Annotated in this window: 24 protein-coding genes; 1 reads left to right on the forward strand and 23 read right to left on the reverse strand. The window is 40.0% G+C overall.

Annotated features, from left to right (window positions below; genetic code table 11):
• Positions 1-250: 250 nt before the first annotated feature.
• The 12 genes from M3166_RS07495 to dapB all read right to left on the reverse strand — a co-directional run bounded on the left by M3166_RS07495 (position 251) and on the right by dapB (position 11,211).
• Entirely contained in the window at positions 251-1,399 is a 1,149-nt protein-coding gene (locus M3166_RS07495) for a cation:proton antiporter (protein WP_251688831.1), read from the reverse strand.
• A 166-nt stretch (positions 1,400-1,565) separates the two neighbouring features.
• Positions 1,566-1,904, reverse strand: a complete 339-nt coding sequence (locus tag M3166_RS07500) for a transketolase (protein WP_251688832.1) — start codon at positions 1,902-1,904, stop codon at positions 1,566-1,568.
• A gap of 113 nt (positions 1,905-2,017) precedes the next feature.
• Positions 2,018-3,355, reverse strand: coding sequence for a dihydrolipoyl dehydrogenase (lpdA, locus tag M3166_RS07505; protein WP_251688833.1), 1,338 nt, complete (start codon positions 3,353-3,355; stop codon positions 2,018-2,020).
• A gap of 138 nt (positions 3,356-3,493) precedes the next feature.
• Entirely contained in the window at positions 3,494-4,072 is a 579-nt protein-coding gene (locus M3166_RS19370; protein ID WP_285848801.1) for a 3D domain-containing protein, read from the reverse strand.
• 188 nt (positions 4,073-4,260) lie between these two features.
• On the reverse strand, positions 4,261-4,644 hold the full coding sequence (panD, locus tag M3166_RS07520; RefSeq protein ID WP_251688834.1) for an aspartate 1-decarboxylase: 384 nt from the start codon (positions 4,642-4,644) through the stop codon (positions 4,261-4,263).
• Positions 4,637-5,500, reverse strand: a complete 864-nt coding sequence (gene panC, locus M3166_RS07525; protein WP_251688835.1) for a pantoate--beta-alanine ligase — start codon at positions 5,498-5,500, stop codon at positions 4,637-4,639. The genes panD and panC overlap by 8 nt, the downstream gene beginning before the upstream one ends.
• Positions 5,500-6,336 (reverse strand): 3-methyl-2-oxobutanoate hydroxymethyltransferase, encoded by an 837-nt coding sequence (gene panB / locus M3166_RS07530; protein WP_251688836.1) that lies wholly within the window; start codon positions 6,334-6,336, stop codon positions 5,500-5,502. The genes panC and panB overlap by 1 nt, the downstream gene beginning before the upstream one ends.
• Before the next feature lie 316 nt (positions 6,337-6,652).
• Positions 6,653-7,639 (reverse strand): biotin--[acetyl-CoA-carboxylase] ligase, encoded by a 987-nt coding sequence (locus M3166_RS07535; RefSeq protein ID WP_251688838.1) that lies wholly within the window; start codon positions 7,637-7,639, stop codon positions 6,653-6,655.
• Positions 7,617-8,786 carry a CCA tRNA nucleotidyltransferase gene (locus M3166_RS07540; RefSeq protein WP_251688840.1) on the reverse strand — a complete coding sequence of 390 codons (1,170 nt, stop codon included), beginning with the start codon at positions 8,784-8,786 and terminating at the stop codon, positions 7,617-7,619. Before M3166_RS07540 ends, M3166_RS07535 begins: the two co-directional genes overlap by 23 nt.
• The gene (gene bshA / locus M3166_RS07545) at positions 8,746-9,918 is read right to left on the reverse strand and encodes an N-acetyl-alpha-D-glucosaminyl L-malate synthase BshA (RefSeq protein WP_251688842.1); all 1,173 of its coding nucleotides are present in this window, start codon (positions 9,916-9,918) and stop codon (positions 8,746-8,748) included. The genes M3166_RS07540 and bshA overlap by 41 nt, the downstream gene beginning before the upstream one ends.
• Before the next feature lie 74 nt (positions 9,919-9,992).
• Positions 9,993-10,397 (reverse strand): methylglyoxal synthase, encoded by a 405-nt coding sequence (gene mgsA, locus M3166_RS07550; RefSeq protein ID WP_251688844.1) that lies wholly within the window; start codon positions 10,395-10,397, stop codon positions 9,993-9,995.
• A 16-nt stretch (positions 10,398-10,413) separates the two neighbouring features.
• Positions 10,414-11,211: a 4-hydroxy-tetrahydrodipicolinate reductase gene (dapB, locus tag M3166_RS07555; RefSeq protein ID WP_251688846.1), complete on the reverse strand. Its 798-nt coding sequence runs from the start codon at positions 11,209-11,211 to the stop codon at positions 10,414-10,416.
• 191 nt (positions 11,212-11,402) lie between these two features.
• Between dapB and M3166_RS07560 the strand changes: the two genes are divergently transcribed.
• Positions 11,403-12,269, forward strand: a complete 867-nt coding sequence (locus M3166_RS07560) for a YitT family protein (protein WP_251688848.1) — start codon at positions 11,403-11,405, stop codon at positions 12,267-12,269.
• Positions 12,270-12,424: 155 nt separating this feature from the next.
• Here the strand turns inward: M3166_RS07560 and M3166_RS07565 are convergent, their stop codons facing one another.
• The 11 genes from M3166_RS07565 to hisC all read right to left on the reverse strand — a co-directional run bounded on the left by M3166_RS07565 (position 12,425) and on the right by hisC (position 22,140).
• Positions 12,425-13,099, reverse strand: coding sequence for a zinc metallopeptidase (locus M3166_RS07565; protein WP_251690030.1), 675 nt, complete (start codon positions 13,097-13,099; stop codon positions 12,425-12,427).
• A gap of 55 nt (positions 13,100-13,154) precedes the next feature.
• The gene (locus M3166_RS07570) at positions 13,155-13,754 is read right to left on the reverse strand and encodes a DUF1405 domain-containing protein (protein WP_251690031.1); all 600 of its coding nucleotides are present in this window, start codon (positions 13,752-13,754) and stop codon (positions 13,155-13,157) included.
• 180 nt (positions 13,755-13,934) lie between these two features.
• On the reverse strand, positions 13,935-14,729 hold the full coding sequence (locus M3166_RS07575) for a menaquinol-cytochrome c reductase cytochrome b/c subunit (RefSeq protein WP_251688850.1): 795 nt from the start codon (positions 14,727-14,729) through the stop codon (positions 13,935-13,937).
• Between the two features lie 39 nt (positions 14,730-14,768).
• A complete protein-coding gene (gene qcrB / locus M3166_RS07580; RefSeq protein ID WP_008404891.1) occupies positions 14,769-15,443 on the reverse strand; it encodes a menaquinol-cytochrome c reductase cytochrome b subunit in 675 nt (224 codons plus the stop codon).
• A gap of 22 nt (positions 15,444-15,465) precedes the next feature.
• Complete coding sequence (locus M3166_RS07585) at positions 15,466-15,972, reverse strand: ubiquinol-cytochrome c reductase iron-sulfur subunit (protein ID WP_251688852.1); 507 nt, start codon at positions 15,970-15,972, stop codon at positions 15,466-15,468.
• A gap of 175 nt (positions 15,973-16,147) precedes the next feature.
• Positions 16,148-16,591, reverse strand: a complete 444-nt coding sequence (locus M3166_RS07590) for a YpiF family protein (protein ID WP_251688854.1) — start codon at positions 16,589-16,591, stop codon at positions 16,148-16,150.
• A 70-nt stretch (positions 16,592-16,661) separates the two neighbouring features.
• The gene (locus M3166_RS07595) at positions 16,662-17,210 is read right to left on the reverse strand and encodes a ReoY family proteolytic degradation factor (protein WP_079528701.1); all 549 of its coding nucleotides are present in this window, start codon (positions 17,208-17,210) and stop codon (positions 16,662-16,664) included.
• Positions 17,211-17,225: 15 nt separating this feature from the next.
• The gene (locus M3166_RS07600) at positions 17,226-18,470 is read right to left on the reverse strand and encodes a tetratricopeptide repeat protein (protein WP_251688856.1); all 1,245 of its coding nucleotides are present in this window, start codon (positions 18,468-18,470) and stop codon (positions 17,226-17,228) included.
• A gap of 153 nt (positions 18,471-18,623) precedes the next feature.
• The gene (gene aroA / locus M3166_RS07605) at positions 18,624-19,910 is read right to left on the reverse strand and encodes a 3-phosphoshikimate 1-carboxyvinyltransferase (protein WP_251688858.1); all 1,287 of its coding nucleotides are present in this window, start codon (positions 19,908-19,910) and stop codon (positions 18,624-18,626) included.
• Between the two features lie 35 nt (positions 19,911-19,945).
• Positions 19,946-21,043 carry a prephenate dehydrogenase gene (locus M3166_RS07610; RefSeq protein WP_251688859.1) on the reverse strand — a complete coding sequence of 366 codons (1,098 nt, stop codon included), beginning with the start codon at positions 21,041-21,043 and terminating at the stop codon, positions 19,946-19,948.
• Positions 21,040-22,140: a histidinol-phosphate transaminase gene (gene hisC, locus M3166_RS07615; protein ID WP_251688861.1), complete on the reverse strand. Its 1,101-nt coding sequence runs from the start codon at positions 22,138-22,140 to the stop codon at positions 21,040-21,042. Before hisC ends, M3166_RS07610 begins: the two co-directional genes overlap by 4 nt.
• Positions 22,141-22,165 lie beyond the last annotated feature (25 nt).

The following is a 22,165-nucleotide window of genomic DNA, read 5'->3' on the forward strand; positions in this document are numbered from 1 at the left end:
AATGTTCTAATAAAATTTAAGGGCACCTCTACTTTATTTGGCGACAAAAAAACCTAGTGCCGCCTCAAGGACAACACTAGGTTAATATACTATGTATAGGTGTGCAGGGGCTCATCTCCCTGCACAATTCAAAAGCTTCCCAGCAAATCCGTGCTGTTGGTGGAGGCTTTTGTTGTGAAGACTAAATCTTCACCGAGGTTTTGGCACCTAAAACATAGAATACAACAATTTGAGGAATCATTCAACTAGATTAATCAATTAAATTTGAACGATTTCCGAAAATACCTTTTAACATTGGTGGTGTAACCAACGTTGTAATAATAATTACGATTACCATTGGTGTATAATCTTCCGCCGGCAGCAATCCGCTTGATAATCCCATACCCGCGAGAATCAGTGCAACTTCACCACGAGAAATCATCCCGGCACCGATACCTGTTGAAGATTTCCAGCTGAAGCCTGCCAATTTTGCACCAAGACCAGAACCGATAAGCTTCGATATAATTGCCACGATCGAGAAAATCACTAAGAACCAGATATTTCCTGTAATTCCAGCGAATGTAACGGACAATCCGATACTTACGAAGAAGAATGGCACAAATAACCCGTTTGCAATCGGTTCTACTTTATGTTCGACTGTATCTTTAAATGGAGTACGTCCAATCGCAATACCGATAAAGAACGCTCCGATAATTGTAGCAATACCAAAATAATGTTCTCCTATGTAAGCTAAAGCAAAACATGCAACAAGTGCTCCGCTTAACAGGGCCTCCGTTACCTTCAGGCGGCTAAACAGTTTTAAGAATGTCGGAATCACCCATATCATTACAACAGCCAATAGAACAAAAAAGAATACTTTTCCGCCGATTAATGCTGGAATCGAAACATCATCCCCTACAAGGAAACTCATTGCAATTGCAATTAACACAACGACGATAATATCATCCAGTACAGCAGCTCCTAGCAAAGTAGAACCTTCCTTACTCTTCAGCCAACCAATTTCACTTAATGTCTGAACCGAAATACTTACAGATGTAGCGGCTAATGTTAATCCGATGAAAATCGCCTGACCTTGTGTAAGGCCAAATGCCAATGCTAACGGATAACTCATTGCAATCGGTAAAATGACACCGCCAATTGCTACGAAAATTGCCCCCTTCATATTTGCATTTAAATCTTCCAGGTCTGTTTCCAAACCGGCTAAAAACATTAATAAAATTACCCCTATTTGACTGAATGTTTGCATAATTTCATTGTCAGTAATCCAGCCAAGCATTGCAGGACCGATAATGATACCGATCAGAATTTTACCGAGTACTGAAGGCTGGCCTAAACGTACTGATAAATGTCCTGCGAGTTTAGTAGCCAATAGTACGATAACAATTTGAAAAATAAACATAATATCCCCCTTTTCCATACAAAAAGGCATGAAGGAGCCAGATTTGACTGACTCCACCATGCCGTGCTTCGTATAAGATTAGCTTTATTTTAAACAATAAAAAAAGAAAAAGCAATAACATTTTATCATTATCTGAATATTTCTTATACATAAACAAAGAGATAGATTAGAAAAAACCCGGTAAAACCTCTCGCTGAAAATACTGATTTTTTCTAAGCCATACATTTAAAATATGCCGATGTGTCAGCAGTTTTCTCCGTGAAGCATGCCTTTTTTGCGCTTCCTGCAGACTTTCGAGCAATATACGCGTTTCCGTCAGACATTGTTCCGGGTCAGTAATCACTTTTAATGCCGGACTAATAAGACCATGTTCCTGCAGTAGCGCGAGCACCTTAGCAAACTCTTGTCCCATCGCAATATAGTTTTCTTCTATATTAAAATCAATACATTGATATAATGTGTTTTCCACTTCTTTTTCTACAAGCTCCATTGACTGATTTTTCATATGTCACCTCATGTTGGAATTGTATACAACAAGTATAGTAGAATTCAGCACAATAAAAAAGAAATTGGATTGAAAAAAGCTACGGTACATCTCAACTGCACCGTAGCAACAAGTTATTTTGCATGAATCGCTTTTCCGAAAACAGAACGTGCCGCATCGCCGACGTGCTCGCTGACCGTCGGATGCGGGAAAATAAGCCTTGCCAAATCTTTTACTGATCCTCCTAATACTTTTGCCGCAAGCATAGAGTTAATCATTTCCGTCGCGCCATCACCAACGACACATGCCCCGTAAATATCACCTTCAGGACTCGCCACAAACTTCATAAAGCCCTGTGTATTTCCTTCAAGCAATGCTTTAGGGTTCGTAGGTAAATACATCTTCGTTACAATACTATCTGCAGGTGCTTCGTGTTCCAGCATGCCGAAAGTCGCAATTTCAGGATGTGTATATACACATCGCGGGATTTCCTGCTGATTGATCACTTTCGGATGCTTTCCTAAAATATAGTCTACTGCATGTACACCTTCTGCACTTGCAGAGTGGGCAAGCTGGAATCCGCCGACTAAATCACCTATCGCATAAATACCGGGAATACTCGTTTCATAGTGATTATTTACTTTAATTAAACGGCCATCCATCTGCATTTCCAGCGCTTCAGCAATTTCAGTGTTTGGTCGGCGCCCTGTAGCAAACAGTAAATTTTCAAACGGGAAATTGCCGATTGATGTTTGAACATGGTCAGCATGGATTTCTTCAAATGTAAAGTCGGTCACAAGTTCAATTCCCAGTTGTTTCATTTTTTCTTTAATAATCGGTCGTGCATCCGGTTCTTCTGTTTGCAGAATATCTTTACTATGGTTTAATACGGTTACTTTTGTTCCCATTGGCGCTAAAGCAAATGCCATTTCAATTGCAATGACCCCGCCTCCGATGATTGTTAATTGTTTCGGCAGCTCCTGGATCGAAAAAAACGTATCCGTCGTATGATAATTGGCGTTTTCAAGCCCTTTAAATGGCGGAACGAACGGACGGCTGCCTGTTGCTAAAATGACATGATCTGCTGTAAACGCCTCATTACCGATAATCACTTTTCGTTCTGCGGTCACTGTCGCCTTCCCCCGAAACATTGTGATCTGTGCATTTCCGATAAATGTTTCAATATTAGATAACAGTTCATCAACCACTTGATCTTTTCGCTGCATTAACTTCGGAAAATCAATATTAATCGTTGGTACCGTCACACCCCAATCAGTTCCGCGCCGAATTTCCTGCACCAGCTTACTATGCTCAAGCATAATTTTTGATGGAATACAGCCGACATTATAGCAGGCACCACCAACTTTATCTTTTTCGACAAGCGCTACTTTTAACCCGCTTTTTGCGGCATGGATTGCCGCTACATATCCACCAGGCCCTGCACCAATGACGGCTAAATCAAATTTTTCCATATATACCACCTCATTTTTCACATTAGCATTACAGTGTGGTGAATGCAACAATTCGGCCACCGATATTCTTTCAATTCCCAATATTCACACAAATAAAAAGCAGCGAAATGCCCATCGCATTCGCCGCCCATTTATTCGTTATTTTAATACTTTAATTTCTACATTTTTACGTCCCCAATTAAGCGCGATTTTTTTTGTTTTAACAAAAACATCAATTCGGTTTCCTTTAATCGAACCGCCTGTATCACCAGCAACTGCAATTCCGTACCCTTCCACCCATACTTTCGTTCCAAGCGGGATAATCTTTGGATCAACCGCAATCAGCTTAATATCCGGATTTTTCTTCAAGTCAATTCCCGACGCCGTTTTTCCCGAACATCCCTTACAGTATGCTGTAAAAGCGCTTGCTTCAACTGTTAAAGTTTTAACAACTTCAAAGTCATCAATTGTTTCCTTTTTCTCCTTTTTTTCAACCGGAACCTTCTTATTTTGAATATGATCCGGTAATTTCAGTACGAAGCCTTCCGTTACTTCTTCTATGTCGTTAACTTCATTTAATTCAAGCAATGTATATACTGATGTGTCATAAAGATCTGCAATTTCATCCAATTCCTCACCTTTCTTCACAGTATGCGTTGCTGCAATTGCCGCGCTTGTGAAGAATAAGGCAGTGACCACAAAGAAGGCAAAGCTAAATAATAGTTTATTTTGAAACATATTAATTATTTCCCCCTGTATCTTTTGTCTATTTTGTAAAATAAAGCTAAATCCAAGTCTACACATTTAATATTTCAAAAAGATTACAAGGAGATGATATAAAAATTACAAAAATATCCTTTTTAAACCAAAAATGTAATATAAGCATATAGGAATAATCCTTCATGACAGCTTTTCATATATAAATTTTACATAATTGTTGCTTCCGGTTCGTATTCGATTATTTCTTTAATTGTATTGTTTTCACCCATAATCGCAACAGTCGGAGTATGTTCGGCAACTTCTTTATTATCCACATACACGTAAGAAATAATGATGACAATATCACCTTTTTGAACAAGACGAGCTGCTGCTCCATTTACGCAAATAACTCCTGAACCACGCTCTCCGGCGATAATATACGTCTCAAAGCGTGCTCCGTTGTTGTTATTGACAATATGAACTTTTTCATTCGGCAGCATTCCAACCGCATCCAAAATATCTTCATCTATTGTAATGGATCCAACATAATTCAAATCTGCCTGTGTCACTTGGGCACGGTGGATTTTACTGTTCATCATCATTCTAAACATGGATTACTTCCCCTTTTAATGAAAAAATTAAATTATCGATTAAACGTGTTTTACCAATTTGAACGGCAGCTGCAACAACGATTTGCTCTGTCCGATCATCAATTTCCTGTAAATCAGGGTAAGATAAAATCATTAAATAATCAACGTGGCCATCCGTGTTGTCATGGATGATTCTTTTTGCGAGTGCAATTGCCGATTCCACACTTCCGGATTCCAACAGCTCTCTTTTCGCCAGTTGTAGTCCCTGCTGAATTGCAGGTGCCTGTGAACGTTCTTCAGCAGACAAATAAACGTTGCGGCTTGATTTTGCCAAACCGTCCTCTTCGCGTACAACCGGAACAACACGGATTGTCACCGGGAAATTGTAATCGCGTACCATTGTTTGAATGATCGCCACTTGCTGGGCATCCTTTTGACCGAAATAAGCACGGTCCGGCTGTACTAAATTAAAGAGCTTCGCCACGACTTGCAAAACTCCGTCAAAATGACCAGGACGGGTCGCTCCGCATAAAATATGCGCCTGCCGTCCTGCACGAATAGAAATCCCTCCATTGTGTGGATACATTTCCTCTACAGACGGTGCAAATATATAATCTACCCCTACCGATTTTGCCAATTCTGTATCGCGTGGTAAATCTCTTGGGTATGATTCAAAATCTTCATTTGGACCAAATTGTGTTGGGTTGACGAATATACTCATGATAACAAGTTCATTTTCGCTGCGTGCGTTTGCAGCCAATGTTAGATGGCCTTCATGTAAATAACCCATTGTCGGGACAAGACCGATTGATTGGCGATTGTATTTTGCCATTTGAACTACTTCCCGCAACTCGGCTATTGTTGTTAATACGTTCATTATTTTACGCCTCCGTAGAGCTCGATTAGCTCTGTCTCTTTCATTGTGAAACTTTGTTGTAAGGTCGGGAATGTACCTGATTTTACAGCATTTGTATAATTCGTAATCCCCTTCGCTACCTCTTCACCGACTTGTGCGAATGCTTCAACAAATTTTGGTATATGATGTTTTCCGTATTGTAATAAATCATGGTATACAAGTACTTGCCCATCAGCTTTTACACCTGCACCGATGCCAATTGTCGGGATCGTTAAGTTATGCGAGACAACTTCCGTCAACTGATGTGGAATACATTCCAGCACGACAGCACATGCACCTGCCTGTTCAACAAGTAGAGCATCTTTTATTAATTTTTCCGCTTGCTCGGCTGTTTTGCCTTGCACTTTATAACCGCCAAGAACTCCTGCCGATTGTGGCAGCAATCCTAAATGTGCCACTACCGGGATACCCGCATCGGTTAACTTCTTAATAACAGGTACGATATCATCGGCCCCTTCTACTTTTACGGCATTTGCATTCGTTTCCTGCATCATTTTCACAGCCGTTTTCAATGTTTCGTTCACATCTCCGTGATAAGAACCAAATGGCATGTCGACGACGATGAACGTATCTGGTGCACCTCGGCGAACCGCTTTACTATGGTGAATCATATCTTCCACAGTTACACGCATTGTCGATTCATAGCCTAGTACAACCATCCCGAGGGAATCCCCGACAAGTATCATATCAACACCTGCCGCTTCGGAAAATTTCGCTGCGGGATAATCATAGGCGGTAATCATGACAATTTTTTCGCCTTGCTCTTTCATTTTTAAAAACTGTGCAGTTGTTTTCATATTCTTCCTCCTTAAGTGGAAAGAAAACAAAAATACCCTTCTATCTAAAATTAGACAGAAGGGTAGTACCATACGTAAATTCAACACATTTCATACTTTAAGTGGAAATAGAATCGAATTACCAGTATAAAATGAATTAATTTATGCGCGTTTTCTTCCGTCTCTGTCTTGTGTAGATCAAAGCAGATTTTTTTAATGTTGACTAGCAGTTGCAGGTACAGTTCTATTAAGATACTGTCCTAAAGCTACTATAACAAGTTTGGAAGAAAACGTACAGAATAAATAATTACTGTAAAAACTTTTTTTAACGAGGCCTTTACGATAAAAGTTCAATATCAGCAGAATAAATACCAATAATTTCTCCGTTCTCTTTACGAATTTCCAGGACACCGCTCTCAGTAATACTGACAGCTTCCCCTTCAACGACTTCACGGAGTGTTGTTGCTTTCACCTGTTTTCCGATTGTCCCCGAAGACTGTTCCCATAGTTGTTTAATTTGACCGAAACCGTTTTTCACGTATTCATCACTGTATTTCTCCAATGATTCAAGCACATCGGCGACGAAATGCACACGTTCAATCGGCTCTCCTTCTTCAATCGCAATCGAAGTTGCAATCGATTGCAGCTGTTCAGGGAAATCACTCTTCTGCTGATTGACATTAATCCCAATACCAATGAGTAAAGCCTGGATACGATCAGCCTCAGCTACCATTTCAGTCAAAATTCCCGTTGTTTTTTTGCCGTTAATTAAAATATCATTCGGCCATTTGATTTCAGGTGTGAAATTTTTAAAACTCGACTTCATCGCTTCAACAATGGCCACAGCAGTAACTAAAGTAAATTGTGGGGCCTGGTGCGGGGCAACATCCGGGCGTATGATGACAGTCATCCAAATCCCTTGTCCTTCTGTCGATTCCCATTCACGCATCATGCGCCCTCGCCCTGCCTTTTGGTGCTCAGCGATAACAACCGTGCCATCCGGTGCACCCGCTCGGACAAGTTCATGCGCAACAAGCTGTGTCGACTCAACCGTTTCATAACAATGAACTTGTCGGCCATAGCGTTCCGTTGTCAAAAATTGCTGTAATTGACCCATATCCACTTTATCCGGTACAGATAACAGTTTATACCCGCGTTTTTTTACCGTTTCAAACTCATAGCCTTCCTGTTTCAATGTTTGCATATGCTTCCATATTGCTGTTCGGGAGACGTTAAGCTCATCCGCCAACACTTGGCCGGAAATCGGTTCTCCATCCGCAGTCAAAAATCGTTTCAAAATTTCATCCTTCATCGTGAAATGCATAAAACCATTCCTTTAATTGTTGTTTATCATTTTGGACTTTCCCATTTAAGACCACTTCCACTGCTGCATCAAGCGTCTGTTTAATCCAGCTGCCGCGTTTTTTCGGGGACCACTCCAACAAGTCTTTTCCTGTAATCGCAAGCTCATGCACATGCTGAATCGGCAATACGCTCTTTCGTGCCACTAATTCTTCATAACTCAATTCAAGTTTATGATTTTGCCAAATAGTAAATTGGTGGGCTGTTTTAAGAATCGTTGTATCAAAGCGCATTAGATCACCAAGGCTCATCCCACTGAGCAGGCTTTCATAAGCTTCCAACACCGTTTTCACGAAGAGCTTATCCTTATTCGAACAGCGATACTTCGTAAGGAGCGTCAATTCACTGCCGTTTACTAAACAGAAATATGCCCAGCCAACTTGTCGGTCTTCCGAATAAAAGCATGCCCAATCAGAAGAAGTAAAATCGCCATATAGAAAATTACCCAAATTCGTTTTTTCCATATATTCAATACCGAATGCAGCATGAGCAGAGATAAAAATCTTTGAAAGTTCTACTTGAATGCGCTCGATTGCAACATATTCAATCGATGCTGCTTTTTTCCGGATTGCTTCGAAAGTGTTTTCCTCGATTGAGAAGTGAAGCTGTGCAGCAAATCGGACAGCCCGCAGCATTCGGAGAGCATCTTCTTCAAAACGTTGATCAGGCTCCCCTACAGCACAAATAACTTTGCTGTCGATATGGTGGCGGCCATTGTAATAATCGATGTACTCTCCCGTTTGACTTAGGGCCATTGCATTCATTGTAAAATCCCGGCGTTTTAAATCCTCTTGTAAATTTCGAACGAACTCTACTGTATCTGGACGACGATGGTCACTGTAAGTAGACTCTGTCCGGTAAGTTGTTACTTCGATTGGTTCTCCACAGTCCAGTACAATGACCGTCCCGTGAGCGATGCCGACATCAATTGTTTGGGAAAAGATTGTTTGAATTTCTTCTGGCAATGCACTCGTTGCGATATCGACATCATTATTTTCTTTTTGCAAATAATAATCCCGCACCGCTCCTCCTACAATAAAAGCTTCAAAACCGGCATGTTCAATCTTTTTAATGACTTCCTTTGCCGCTTGCCATTGTTGCGGAATCATTCTTTTTTTCAACCACACTTTCATATATACGTTCATATTGTTCAACCATTTTTGATTCATGGAATTGTTCGCGTACCGATTGTAGTGCGGCTTCTTTGAAAGCTTTATGTTTTTCCTCATCCTGCAGCAGTTCGACCGCATAATCCGCGACAGCTTGCGTATCTCCAAGCGGAACCAAATAGCCGTTCACACCATGTTCGATCACTTCAGGAATCCCGCCGATCGCTGTACCTATGCCAGGTATACCGCATGCCATAGCTTCCAATAATACAAGCCCGAACGATTCTTTTTCTGAAAGCAATAACTTTAAATCACTGATTGCAAAAAGTTCTGTAATGTTTTCCTGCTTCCCTAAAAACAATACATCATCCGTATAAGGTGAATCTTTAACAATATCTGTGACACGATGCTTTTCCGGTCCATCCCCGACTAATAATAATTTGGCCGGCATGCGCTCACGAATCTTCAGGAATGAATCGACCACGTCAGGCAGATTTTTTATTTTACGGAAATTCGAGACATGGATAATTACTTTTTCATGCGGCAAAATACCAAATTGCTCTTTTAAATTGCCGGGATCCACAGGCTTAAATACGTCCTCATCAACGAAATTATAAATCGTCTCAATCGGTTTTTTCGTATCGATCATAGCATATGTCTGCTGTTTCAATGATTCCGAAACAGTCGTTACTGCATCGGAACAATCAATCCCATACTTGATCGCCTGTGCCAATGTAGAATCTTCGCCTAAAACAGAAATATCTGTTCCGTGAAGTGTTGTGACAATGCCAAAGTTCTCGCCGCTCATATGGCGGGCCAAAACCGCACAAACCGCATGAGGAATCGCATAATGAACATGTAATAAATCAAGTTTTTCCTCTTTAACAACATCAGCCATTTTACTTGCTAATGCAATATCGTATGGTGGGTATTGAAATACCGAATAATTATTCACTTCCACCTCGTGGAAAAAAACGTTTGAATAAATTTTATTAAGTCGAAATGGCACACTTGAAGTAATAAAGTGAATTTCATGTCCTCGTTCTGCTAACATTTTGCCTAACTCTGTTGCAATTACACCCGAACCTCCCACTGTCGGGTAACATGTAATACCAATTTTTAATTTTTTCATTCGGCTCCCCATCCTTTCAACTATACGATTTTAACTTTCTTCAAAAATGAAACAAAGTAAAATTGACTGCCTTTTTATTTTCTGCGTTCTTCTAAAATGCGCCAGTCAACAAAACCTTCCTGAAGCCCTTTTAATAGAATTTCTGCTGTTCCCATATTTGTCGCAAGCGGTATATGATACAAGTCACATAACCGCACTAATGCCATGACATCCGGCTCATGTGGCTGTGCTGTCAATGGATCACGGAAGAAAAATACCATATCCATATCATTATTGGCGATCATCGCACCGATTTGCTGATCTCCCCCTAATGGACCTGAGCGAAACTTCGTAATCGGAAGTCTTGTTTCCGCTTCAATCATCGTACCCGTAGTGCCTGTCGCATATAGATCATGCTCTTTTAAAATATCGCGATACGCAATCGCAAACTGAATTAAATTATCTTTTTTCCGGTCATGTGCTATTAATGCTATTTTCATAATTATCAACCCATTTCTAAATGATGTTCTCTAATCCGTAGATTAATGTATTGGTTTTCATTACTTCTTCAATACTAAATGTAACACCGCTCATAAAGCTTCCGCGATTTAATGAATCATGACGAATCGTTAATAATTCACCTGTGCTGCCAAACAGTACTTGTTGATGCGCAACTAAACCCGGAAGTCTTACTGAATGGATATGCATGCCGTCAAAGTTTGCGCCTCTTGCACCAGTATGTGTTTCTTTTTCTTCCGGATGCCCTTGCTTTTTCGCTTTTCGAACTTCACTGATCATTTGTGCTGTTTTAATACCAGTACCAGATGGCGCATCTAGCTTTTGATCATGATGCATTTCGATAATTTCCACATCCGGGAAATATTTTGCGGCATCTTTGGCAAACTTCATCATTAATATTGCACCAATCGCGAAATTCGGCGCAATAATACAGCCTAATTGTTTTTCTGTTGCCATTTGCTGCAGTTCTTCAAGTTGTTCGTCGGTAAAACCGGTCGTCCCAACTACTGGACGTATGTTATGTAATAATGCCTGTTTTGTTCGTTCATAAACACAAAGCGGATTTGTTAAATCTAAAAGTACATCCGGCTTTGTTTCACGCACAAGCTCAACAAAATTAGTATAAATCGGAACTTCATAATGATTCGGAAACTCTTCAAGTAAGGCTAGTGATGTACCGACTTCTTTATAATCAAGTGCTGATACAAGCTCCATTCCGTCATTATTCATGATTGTATGTACTGCTTCTGTTCCCATCTTGCCTCGTGCACCGGCAATTGCTACTCTGATTGTCATACTAAAAAAACTCCTTTTTACTGTTAGTTGCTTTTTATCCTTATTTAAATAATCTTGAGTAATAAGATGCGCCATTTTTGCGTTCATCCATATTGTTGTCAAATACGACAAAATCAAACATAATAAACAATGTAACCTTTTTTCTGCTCCAACACATATATTCTTACTCAACTGATTTTAGGGGGATTACTATGCAAGGAATAAAAATACAGAATATCATCGGAATTCTTATCGGTTCCGCAATATTCAGTTTCGGTTTTGTCCACTTCAATATGCAAAACCAACTGGGTGAAGGTGGATTTAGTGGTATTACACTTATTTTATATTTTACACTAAATTGGGACCCAGCATTAATGAATTTGTTATTAAATATTCCAATGTTTATTCTAGGATGGCGTTTACTAGGGAAAAAATCATTTATCTATACGATCATCGGTACACTTAGCGTATCGGTATTCTTAAAAATCTTCCAAATATACGAAGTCGATATGAACTTGCAGGATGATCTATTCCTTGTATCGTTGTTTGCAGGGGTATTCGTCGGGATCGGTTTAGGGATTGTGTTTCGATTCGGCGGGACAACCGGCGGGGTCGATATTTTAGCCCGACTTGCAAATAAATATCTTGGTTGGAGTATGGGTAAAACGATGTTCGGCTTTGATTTCTTTGTCATTATCCTTTCCTGGATGACATTTTTGGATGCCCGTTCGATGATGTATACATTAGTAGCCGTATATGTTGGCGGCCGTGTCATTGATTTAGTGCAGGAAGGCGCCTATTCAGCAAAAGGTGCATTTATTATTTCGGTGAAGTCCGATGAGATCGCAAACCTAATTACGAATAATATGGACCGTGGCGTAACCGTTTTTGACGGTCATGGTCATTTTACAAAAGAACACCGGGATGTTCTGTACTGTGTAATCGGACGAAATGAACTTGTCCGTCTAAAAAATATTGTCCACGGCATCGATCCGCATGCATTCGTATCCGTCATGGATGTCCGCGATGTAACTGGTGAAGGTTTCACATTGGACGATAAAAAACAGCCTCTTCATTAGGCTAATTAAGTTATCTAATCGTTTTGCCCTCTCCTACAGTATCCGTTTAACGGACACAACTTAGTAAGAACATTCAATGCTTGAATAATGTTCAAACAAAAAAGTCATTTTCCCTAATGAGAAAATGACTTTTTTAATTTCTATTAGTTTAAAAATTAATCTTCCGAAGTCATGCCTGTGTAAATCAGGATTAAACGTAATAGTTCCATTATTGCTACAGCTGCTGCTGCCACGTATGTCATTGCCGCTGCATTTAAAACTTTACGCGCTGAGCGTTCTTCAGTATTGTTGATAATCCCTAAAGATACGACTTCATTCATCGCACGTTTGGATGCATCGAACTCTACCGGTAATGTTACAACTTGGAACACAACACCCGCTAATAATAAAGCAATACCCAGCAACAGGAAACCTGAAGATGAAGCTAAAATACCGATTATTACAAAAATCCAAGACATATTCGATGAAATATTAGCTACCGGCACTAATTTCGAACGCAATGTTAAGAACGAATAAGCCTCCGCATGCTGTATCGCATGACCGACTTCGTGCGCTGCTACAGATGTACCGGCGATTGAAGAATTGTAGTAGTTGTCTTCAGACAAGGCAACCGTTTTAGTTGCAGGATTATAGTGGTCAGCTAAAAAACCTTGAGTCGGTACTACACGAACATCTGTTAAACCATGTTGATCTAAAATATAACGTGCTACTTGAGCACCTGTCATTCCTTTTTCAGCTGGAACTTTAGCAAACTTTTTGTAAGTACTCTTTACCTTCATTTGCGCATACAACGGTAACAGCAAAATGATGATAAAGTAAATAATATACATCACTATTATCAAACTCCCTTTCTATCTCTTTCTATGCTTTAATTTTAAAGGCTTTCTAGTCTTGTTGCAAATATTCACGCTTACGGCTTTCAAGAAAAGCAAAGACTATACATACCATCGAAAGCCAAAAAGTGAAGTAGCCGATCTCGCTTGGATACTGGTAAATGACTCTGTAAAATGGCATTTGGCCAAATAAATAGTCGATTATATCGTTATGCAATGTCCAAATAGCCGCAACCATCACGTGCCACATTTTAAATCGGTAATTCGGTAAATACAGAACAGCCTGTACTGCCATTAAAAAATGTGAAGCAACGAGCATCCACCCGTCTGCTCCCAACTGTCCATTCTCCGCAAATGTTAGAAGATTCATCGCAACTGCCCATAATCCATATTTAATTAACGTGATAAAGGCAAGCACTTCCATTAATTTGAAGTTTTTGCCGATCAGCCAACCAATAATGGCAAAACAGAAAAATAAGCTTGCAGTGGGCGAATCCGGTACGAATATATAGTAAATCGGGTCTGTTACTGCCAACTGCCCCCGATACCAGTAATAGCCGTAAACTGTACCAAGCAAGTTAATAATAAGCAGTAATGTTAAAAAGGCACGATGGTTTAATACGTACCACAATTGCATCATATATGCTTTCATTTGTTCACCTTTTTCTTCCTCATTCTTCATTATTCCTTATTATGTAGTGTGTGCAACTAAACCAAATATTGTACGTCTTTAATTATATATGTTCTTATTTGTTACGCAAGCTTTCGTTAAAAAATACAAATAAATGAAAATAAAAAAGAGAGTCAATATTCTGACTCTCCAGTGTAAAAATTATTCAGCTTCTTTTAATCCTGCGATAAATTCAGCTAAAACTTGAAGTTCTTCCTCTGTACCTGTAAATGCTCCAGCCGGCATACCGCCACGTCCATTCACAATTACTTCTTGAACTTCTTCAGCTGATAACTCATTGCCAAGAAGCATTGGCCCGGAAACCCCAGCCAAGTCTCCACCATGACAGCCGATACATGAAGCTTGAGCTTGATAGATTTCATATCCTTCGGACGTTTCATCTACTTCAACATCCGGAAGTAAGCCTAAATGTTTATCCGTAATTTCACCTTGAGCATGAACTGCTTCCCAGTTAGTAGCCTGAACAGATTCCCATGTTGTATAAATAAGTGCTGCTATTGCCAACAACATAAATGCTGTAGGTAATGGTCGTTTAAATGGTCGACGTTCAGGTGTTCTATCTAAAAATGGTATCAATGCTAATGAACCAAATGCAATACCTGGAATAACCATTGCGCCAATAACGTTATATGGACCAGACGCATAAGAGTATTTTAATAGTTGGTACATTGATAGGAAGTACCAGTCCGGTAACGGTATATACGATGCATTTGTTGGATCTGCCGGGCCTTCAAGTGGTGAAGGATGTGCGACAGTTAATAATAAATAACCGATTAAGAAAACTGCACCAACCATCCATTCTTTTAATAAGAAGTCAGGCCAGAAAGCTTCTGTTTTCCCTGGATACTCGGAATAATCTTTTGGCACGTTCGGCATACGGTTACTCGCTTTTACACGTGAATCACCTACGAACTTCATACCTTTTCCGCGTTGCATAGTGTCCCCTCCTTAAAAAATAGTACAATTAGTTTCGGATCATAGAGGTCCTGAAATACCTTGGCGGCGGATCATAATAAAGTGAACTGCCAATAGAGCAAATAGTGCTGCTGGTAAGAAGAATACATGAATAGCAAAGAAACGAGTTAAAGTTTGTGCCCCGATAATCGTAGAATCCCCAGCTAATAATATTTTTATCGTTTCACCTAAAAACGGAACAGATGCAGCAATTTCGATACCTACTTTAGTCGCGAATAACGCTTTCATATCCCATGGTAATAAATAACCTGTGAAACCTAAACCTAACATAATGGCAAAGATACCTACACCAACTAACCAGTTTAATTCACGCGGTTTTTTATAAGAACCTGTGAAGAATACACGAAGTGTATGTAAGAACATCATAACAATTACTAAAGATGCCCCCCAATGGTGCATACCACGAACGATTTCACCGAATGCTACTTCGTTTTGTAAATAGTAAACTGATTTCCAAGCATTCTCTACATCTGGTACATAATACATAGTCAAGAACATACCTGATAGAATTTGGATTACTGTAATAAAGAATGTTAATCCCCCGAAACAGTAAACGAATGCTGAAAAGTGATGGGCAGGGTTAACGTGCTCTGGCACTTCATGGTCGGCAATATCACGCCAAATAGGAGTAATATCTAAACGTTCATCGACCCAATCATAAATTTTATTTAGCACTGTGTCGTACCCCCTAACTTATTTAGTTACTGTGTGTGTTAGCGATTTTTTTCCCAAGCATTAAGAAACCATCATTTTCTGACACTTCATACATATCCAGTGGTCCAAGAGGCGGTGTACCTTTTACGTTTACGCCTGTTTTTTCATAACGTCCCGCATGACATGCACAGAAGAATTGATTTGCGTGTTCTGGATTACCTTCCCAGTTTACAGTACACCCTAAATGTTTACATACAGGTGAGATTGCGATGATTTCGTCGCCTTCTTTGTAAACCCAAGCAGCATCTGCTACTTCTGATTTGTACCAACCATCCGTCTGTTCATACGAGAAATCCACTTTGACTGGAACTTCTGTAATCTCGGCAATTTTTTTGCTTGTTTGTACAAAATCACCATCTTCTTTTGACTGAAGAATTGGGTCAATAGCAAAACGTACCATTGGCATTAACATTCCTGCCGCCATAAATCCACCTACACCAGTAATTGTATAAGTTAAAAATTGACGTCTTGTAACTCGATTCCTACTCATCCTTTTCCCCCCTCTTACTAAAAGGTCAGTCCAACGGACATATACTTTTAAAAATAGTAAATAACTAGGACATATCTATGATATATCAACTGAATAAGTTGGTCAATATAGCATTCATTTCCAAAAGTGTAGTTTGTGAACATTTAATGAAACAAATGTCGCACATATATGCTCGTTAAACCCAAATTTTCGTAAAAGTTGGGATGACTTGTTTTAACTGGTCTTCCAAAATTCTCTGTTTTACACCCTGATCCATGGACTCAAGGGGGATAGCCGGAAGCCAAATAATATTTAAATATTCTTTAAATTCAGTCCATGAATGGTCACAGGTAATAAAGACCACTGCTTTAAAACCTGCTTCCTTCAATTCTTTTTCCATTGCTGCTGGCATATTATCTGACTTGGTTCCCAACGTATATGAAAAGGGGGGCAATAATAAAAGACGACCTTTAAACTGCTGCTCTATGAAATTGGTCAACGTCATTAAATATTCTGAAGCAGAACTGCTCTGCTTTATCCCTTGATCAGAAAAATCCAATTGCACGAGCGGGACAATTGCCGTATCTATAAACTGCTTTTGTGCCTGGAACTGCTCTACATCTTTTACAATAAAGTTCATATTCTTTCCTCCTAGTACCTTTAAACTTCTGAAAATAGGAAAGAAGTAATTTTTTTAATAAAGTTCAAAATTACTTCGTATGCTTTAATGCTTGCAATAAATTAGATAACTCGAAAAAACGATCTTTATCTCCACTGTCCAGCGCTTCATCTATTTCTTTTAACAGTTGCTGTTCCTGGAATTCTAGTACACTATTTTCCAGTAAACGCTCTGCTGCTAGACGGTCTTTTTCACTAATAAAGATATCAGCAGGTACATACGGGTTTTCCTCCAGTACCGCCAAATACAGAGGATCAGGCGGTACACTCGGGAAGTTCAGCTGAAAGTAAATTGCTTCATGTGCATTGATTCGTAAATCATGAAATGCTTTTTCAGCATCGGATGTCATAATATTTTCTTTATAAAATCGGAATGGGATACTCGTTGTCTCAATTGTCGACATTACAATGGAGCGCGGGCAATAATGTGCTTCATCAACGAAATGAACGTTTTGCAACAAGTCGTCATTACTTAATAAGTAATTTAAAATCCATACACCTTCACGTCTTTTTAACTGGAAATTTTTTAAAAACCACCTGATAAACAACTTTTTGTCATTCAGTGGTACGGAATATGTCAACATGCAATCCTCCCTTTACTCAAAGCGTTCTAATAAATCAGTCCATTGCTGTTCAGAAGGCTGTAATTGGACAAGTCGCTCGGCAATTTGTTTTGCTTCATCACGCTTGCCGTCCTCAACTAAAAACAGGAAATATTTCTCTAAAAACTCAACATCATCGTTAAATTCATTATATGCCTCTTTGTAAATTTCGTATGCTTTTTCGAACAGTTCTTCTTCATTATAAGCATTGGCTACAAATGGATATAATGCGACCCATTCGAATTCATTTTGATGCAATTGTTCATATAGTGAAATAATTTCTTCATAGCGTTGTTCCGTATTGTAAACAGACATCAATACTAAAATCGCTTCCATATATTCCGGATCCAAGGCAATGGCCTCACTTAAAAATTCTATCGCTTCCTGTTGTTTGCCATTTTTTATCGCCATTTTCCCTGCAAATAAATAGAGGGATTTATCGTATTCGTCTCGTTTAAGACCTTCTTTAATAACTTTTAATGCACGCTCATTATCCTCGAGCATTGCATAACTTTCAGCCAGCAGTAAATACGCTGAGAAATAATCAGGGTCCAACTCTTTTAAATCTTCCAACTGTTTTATAGCTAACTCATATTTTTCCGTCTGGAAAGCTGCATAGGCCGAGCCAAACAGCAAGTCTGCTGTAACTTCTTCTTCAAGTGCTTCCATATAATAATCCAGGGCAGTTTCATAGCCTGCACCTGCACGATAAACTTCCGCAAGACGTTGGGCTAAAATTATACCAGCAAACTTTTTATCGATTGCATAAAGCTCTTCATAAATTCGAACAGCCTCTGTAAAACGTCCTGTTTCAAATAATAATTCTGCTTTGGCAAATTGCAGTAAAGGCTCATGCGGTAAAATTTGCAACGCATCATTAATTCGTTGTTCCGCCACTTCAAATAATCCCTGCATTTGATAATAGTCCGCCAATACTAACAATGCCTGAGGATATTCTGGTGCATCATCGGCGATCCCCATTAATAAATCAAGGGCATTATCCTCTTCACCTAGCTCAATTAATACGCTTGCACGATCGATTGAAATTTGCGCTTCCTCAGGAAATAAAAATTGCAGATGTTCAAATACACGGTCTGCTTCATTTAAAAATCCGTAATGCATAAGTGCTTCTGCTACTTCATATTGTGCTGCGGGTTCAGCATCCATTAAAAAAGATTCAAGAAGTCGGTTAATCTCCTCTAAATTTCCTTCTTGAATCGCTTGTAGTAATAGTTCCATGTGTAGTTCACCTTTTTCTTTTGTTCTCAATATTATGCTACATGACGAAGCAATGCATCACAAGAAAAAGAATCTGGTTGTTTTATAAAATTCATCTTGGCAAAGTGAAAAGGAGATGTAAAAAGTGAGTTCTTTTTACATCTCCGCAAATCATTATTTTAAAATATTATTGATATGATCAAAAAAAGTTGGGTAGGAAACAGCGATACAGTCCGCATCATCCAATTCCACTTCTCCGTCCGCTATAAGGGCAGCGATTGCACCCATCATTCCAATACGGTGATCACCATATGTTTTTAAGCTTCCTCCATGTAAAGATGTCGGACCTTCGATAACCATACCGTCATCTGTTGCTTCAATGTTTGCGCCTAGCTTCTTTAACTCATTTACAACCGCATCAATACGGTTTGTTTCTTTCACTTTAAGTTCTTCCGCATCTTTAATGACTGTTTTACCAGCTGCCTGTGTAGCTAGCAGCGCAATAATCGGAATTTCATCGATTAGGCGAGGAATAATAGCGCCCTCCACTGTCGTTCCTTTTAGATCGGACGTTTCAATCGTAATAGTAGCAGTTGGTTCTGCCGCATTCTCGTCATCGATTGCAACCGACATTTCAGCACCCATTTTTTGAAGCACTTCCAAAATACCGTCACGCGTCTCATTGACACCCACGTTTTTCAGAACAATTTTGCTGTTTTTCGCAATGGCACCAGCAACAAGGAAAAATGCAGCCGAGGAAATATCACCTGGTACATTTACATGTGTTCCTGTCAGTGTCTGGCCGCCTTGCAATGACACGACACCATCTTCAACAGTTACCGTTGCCCCGAACTGTCGCAGCATACGCTCTGTATGGTCACGTGAAATCTCTTCCTCACGCACAACCGTTGTACCTTCCGCACGTATACCGGCAAGTAGAATAGCTGATTTCACTTGGGCACTTGCTACAGGCATTTTGTAGTCGATCGCTTTTAACGGTCCACCTTGAATCGCGAGTGGCGTATATTGTCCATTGTCACGTCCTGCTATTTGCGCACCCATTAAACGTAAAGGGTCTGCAACGCGACGCATTGGACGCTTACCAATCGATGCATCACCTGTCATGATTGTATGTAGTTTCGTCCCGGATAACAGGCCTAGCATTAAACGCGTTGTTGTACCCGAATTTCCTGTGTAAAGCACTTCTTTCGGTTCTGTCCAACCGTCGATTCCCGGACTGTTAATCGTTACATCTGTCCCGTCAACTTCGATATCTACCCCAAGCTTTTGGAAGCAGTCAATTGTACGCAGACAGTCTTCTCCTAATAAGAAGCCTCTGACAGTCGTTTTTCCTTTTGCAATGGAGCCGAACATCACCGAGCGATGCGATACCGATTTGTCACCCGGTACCGTAATATCTCCTTGTAATGACGGTTGACTGTATTGCAATGTTGTACTCATATATGAACCCCCTTTTAAGAAAATCCCATTCGTCTTTATGAAATATAAGTATCAAACTTTGCCTTGTGTGCAATGCATTGTGCGGCACGTTCACGGTCTTCGTTTGTCTGGAAACTAATGACCAAAATACCGAATACATCGACACGTGTTTCAACTATACGTATATTTGTAATACTTATATTATTTTCCGCCAATAAGCCTGTTACTTCTGAAATGACCCCTGGATAATCCGGTATATCGACATAAAGATCATACGGCATATACAAGGCACCGTTGGCAACCGGCAAACTGTCCCGGACATCACGCGCTTCACTGAAGTAGTTCTCGATTGCCTTCGCATCACCATCAGCCAATAGATCACGGACACGCTGCATTTCAGTAAGCCAATTATCAAGCTGTCCGACTAATTCCTGCTTGTTTTGCATAGTAATATCACGCCATAAAGCAGGGTTTGAGGAAGCAATACGTGTAATATCACGGAAACCGCCAGCAGCTAACGAAGAGGTCATTGGATATGTCTGTTTTTCACTATTAAGCTGATGTACTAAAGATGCCGCGATAATATGAGGGAAATGGCTGACAACCGCTGTCATATGATCATGTACCTTTGCATCGACAACGACCATTTTCCCGAGCGTAAATTTCAGCAGATCGTCCAGTGCAGCAAGTTTTTCAAGTTCTTCCCCTTCATGGGGTGTCAGCATATAGTAGGCATTTTCCAGTAAATATGGCTTTGCTGCTGTAATTCCGCTTTTATGGGAACCCGCCATTGGGTGCCCGCCGATAAAGGTAATATCCAGTTGCCGCAGCTCTAATGCTTTTTCCATTATTTTCGCTTTTGTACTGCCAGTATCTGTAATAATGACATTGCGTTTTAATTCCCACGACTTCAACTGTTCCATAAAGTCGAGTGTGACATTTACCGGTGTACCAAAAATAATTACGTCCGCCTCTTTTGCAAACTCAGCAGGATTTTTAACTACTTCATGAACGACTTGTAATGTATCCGCTAATTGTCGTGTTTGTTCATGAGCATCATAGCCGAACACTTTTGTATGTGGTGCCTTCTGCAAAGCCATCGCTACAGATCCACCAATTAACCCTAGTCCGATTACGAAGACATTTCGTGTCATGCAAGTACTCCTTGCTCATTTAAGACTTCTGCCAGTAGTTGTAAAAATCTTGCATTTTGAGCTTCTGTACCGATCGTCACGCGAATATAGCCTTCCAATCCTAACGCTGCTCCGCTTCGGATAATAAATCCGCGCTTCATCATTTCTTCAAATACAACATTACTTGGAGCTTTCACTTCAAACATGACAAAGTTCGTTTGCGAAGGGAAATAATTTAAACCGTGCTGCTCGCAAAATTCAACAAACTGCTTTTTGCCGATTTCATTCGCTTCACGGCAGCTGGCAATGTATTCCTGGTCCTGTAGAGCGACCTGCGCAATTTGTTGGCTTAGGATCGTATTGTTGAATGGTGCACGCACCGGATCAAGCTTCGCAATAATGTCTGCTTGGGCAATTCCGTAGCCGACACGGAAAGAAGCCAGTCCATACGCTTTTGAGAATGTACGCAATAAAATTAAGTTCGGGTAGTCACGGAAATAATGCAATGTATCTTTATAAGAGACATCGTTAATGTATTCCACATATGCTTCATCCAATACAACGAAAACATCCTTAGGCACTTTAGCCAAGAAAGCACTCAATGTTTCATCCGATACGATTGTACCTGTCGGATTGTTCGGATTACATACCCAAACAACCGATGTATTTTCATCAATTGCCTCCAGCATTGCTTCTAAATCATGGACTCCATTTTTCAATGGTACTTTACGCACTTCTGCTCCTTCAATCTCTGCATTATGCCAGTATTGAGAAAATGACAAATCTGCCATGACTGTGTTCACACCTGGATATAATAATGCACGGGTAATGATTGCGATTAAATCATCCGAACCATTCCCTAAAATGAGTTCATTCTCGGCAACGCCGTAGAAATTCGCCAATGATGTTCGTAAGCTTTGAGCATAACCGTCCGGATATATTGCATGATTGGATTCATCTTTTTGTAAAAATTGTTTTACTTTTGGTGAGCTGCCAAAGGGATTTTCATTTGAAGCAAGCTTCACGACTTCATCTAATCCGAAAAGCTTCTTAACTTCTTCGATTGGTTTTCCCGGTTGGTAAGCTTTCATTCCAAATAACTGTTGTTTCCACTTCATCCTCAACGTCTCCTCTAACTCGCAA

Source organism: Solibacillus isronensis, from assembly GCF_023715405.1.
Classification (GTDB): domain Bacteria; phylum Bacillota; class Bacilli; order Bacillales_A; family Planococcaceae; genus Solibacillus; species Solibacillus isronensis_B.

Coding starts and splice junctions, on each gene's coding strand:
- M3166_RS07495 (WP_251688831.1), bottom strand. CDS start 1,399: ATGTTTATTTTTCAAATTGTTATCGTACTATTGGCTACTAAACTCGCA.
- M3166_RS07500 (WP_251688832.1), bottom strand. CDS start 1,904: ATGAAAAATCAGTCAATGGAGCTTGTAGAAAAAGAAGTGGAAAACACA.
- lpdA (WP_251688833.1), bottom strand. CDS start 3,355: ATGGAAAAATTTGATTTAGCCGTCATTGGTGCAGGGCCTGGTGGATAT.
- M3166_RS19370 (WP_285848801.1), bottom strand. CDS start 4,072: ATGTTTCAAAATAAACTATTATTTAGCTTTGCCTTCTTTGTGGTCACT.
- panD (WP_251688834.1), bottom strand. CDS start 4,644: ATGTTTAGAATGATGATGAACAGTAAAATCCACCGTGCCCAAGTGACA.
- panC (WP_251688835.1), bottom strand. CDS start 5,500: ATGAACGTATTAACAACAATAGCCGAGTTGCGGGAAGTAGTTCAAATG.
- panB (WP_251688836.1), bottom strand. CDS start 6,336: ATGAAAACAACTGCACAGTTTTTAAAAATGAAAGAGCAAGGCGAAAAA.
- M3166_RS07535 (WP_251688838.1), bottom strand. CDS start 7,639: ATGCATTTCACGATGAAGGATGAAATTTTGAAACGATTTTTGACTGCG.
- M3166_RS07540 (WP_251688840.1), bottom strand. CDS start 8,786: ATGATTCCGCAACAATGGCAAGCGGCAAAGGAAGTCATTAAAAAGATT.
- bshA (WP_251688842.1), bottom strand. CDS start 9,918: ATGAAAAAATTAAAAATTGGTATTACATGTTACCCGACAGTGGGAGGT.
- mgsA (WP_251688844.1), bottom strand. CDS start 10,397: ATGAAAATAGCATTAATAGCACATGACCGGAAAAAAGATAATTTAATT.
- dapB (WP_251688846.1), bottom strand. CDS start 11,211: ATGACAATCAGAGTAGCAATTGCCGGTGCACGAGGCAAGATGGGAACA.
- M3166_RS07560 (WP_251688848.1), top strand. CDS start 11,403: ATGCAAGGAATAAAAATACAGAATATCATCGGAATTCTTATCGGTTCC.
- M3166_RS07565 (WP_251690030.1), bottom strand. CDS start 13,099: ATGTATATTATTTACTTTATCATCATTTTGCTGTTACCGTTGTATGCG.
- M3166_RS07570 (WP_251690031.1), bottom strand. CDS start 13,754: ATGAAAGCATATATGATGCAATTGTGGTACGTATTAAACCATCGTGCC.
- M3166_RS07575 (WP_251688850.1), bottom strand. CDS start 14,729: ATGCAACGCGGAAAAGGTATGAAGTTCGTAGGTGATTCACGTGTAAAA.
- M3166_RS07585 (WP_251688852.1), bottom strand. CDS start 15,972: ATGAGTAGGAATCGAGTTACAAGACGTCAATTTTTAACTTATACAATT.
- M3166_RS07590 (WP_251688854.1), bottom strand. CDS start 16,591: ATGAACTTTATTGTAAAAGATGTAGAGCAGTTCCAGGCACAAAAGCAG.
- M3166_RS07600 (WP_251688856.1), bottom strand. CDS start 18,470: ATGGAACTATTACTACAAGCGATTCAAGAAGGAAATTTAGAGGAGATT.
- aroA (WP_251688858.1), bottom strand. CDS start 19,910: ATGAGTACAACATTGCAATACAGTCAACCGTCATTACAAGGAGATATT.
- M3166_RS07610 (WP_251688859.1), bottom strand. CDS start 21,043: ATGACACGAAATGTCTTCGTAATCGGACTAGGGTTAATTGGTGGATCT.
- hisC (WP_251688861.1), bottom strand. CDS start 22,140: ATGAAGTGGAAACAACAGTTATTTGGAATGAAAGCTTACCAACCGGGA.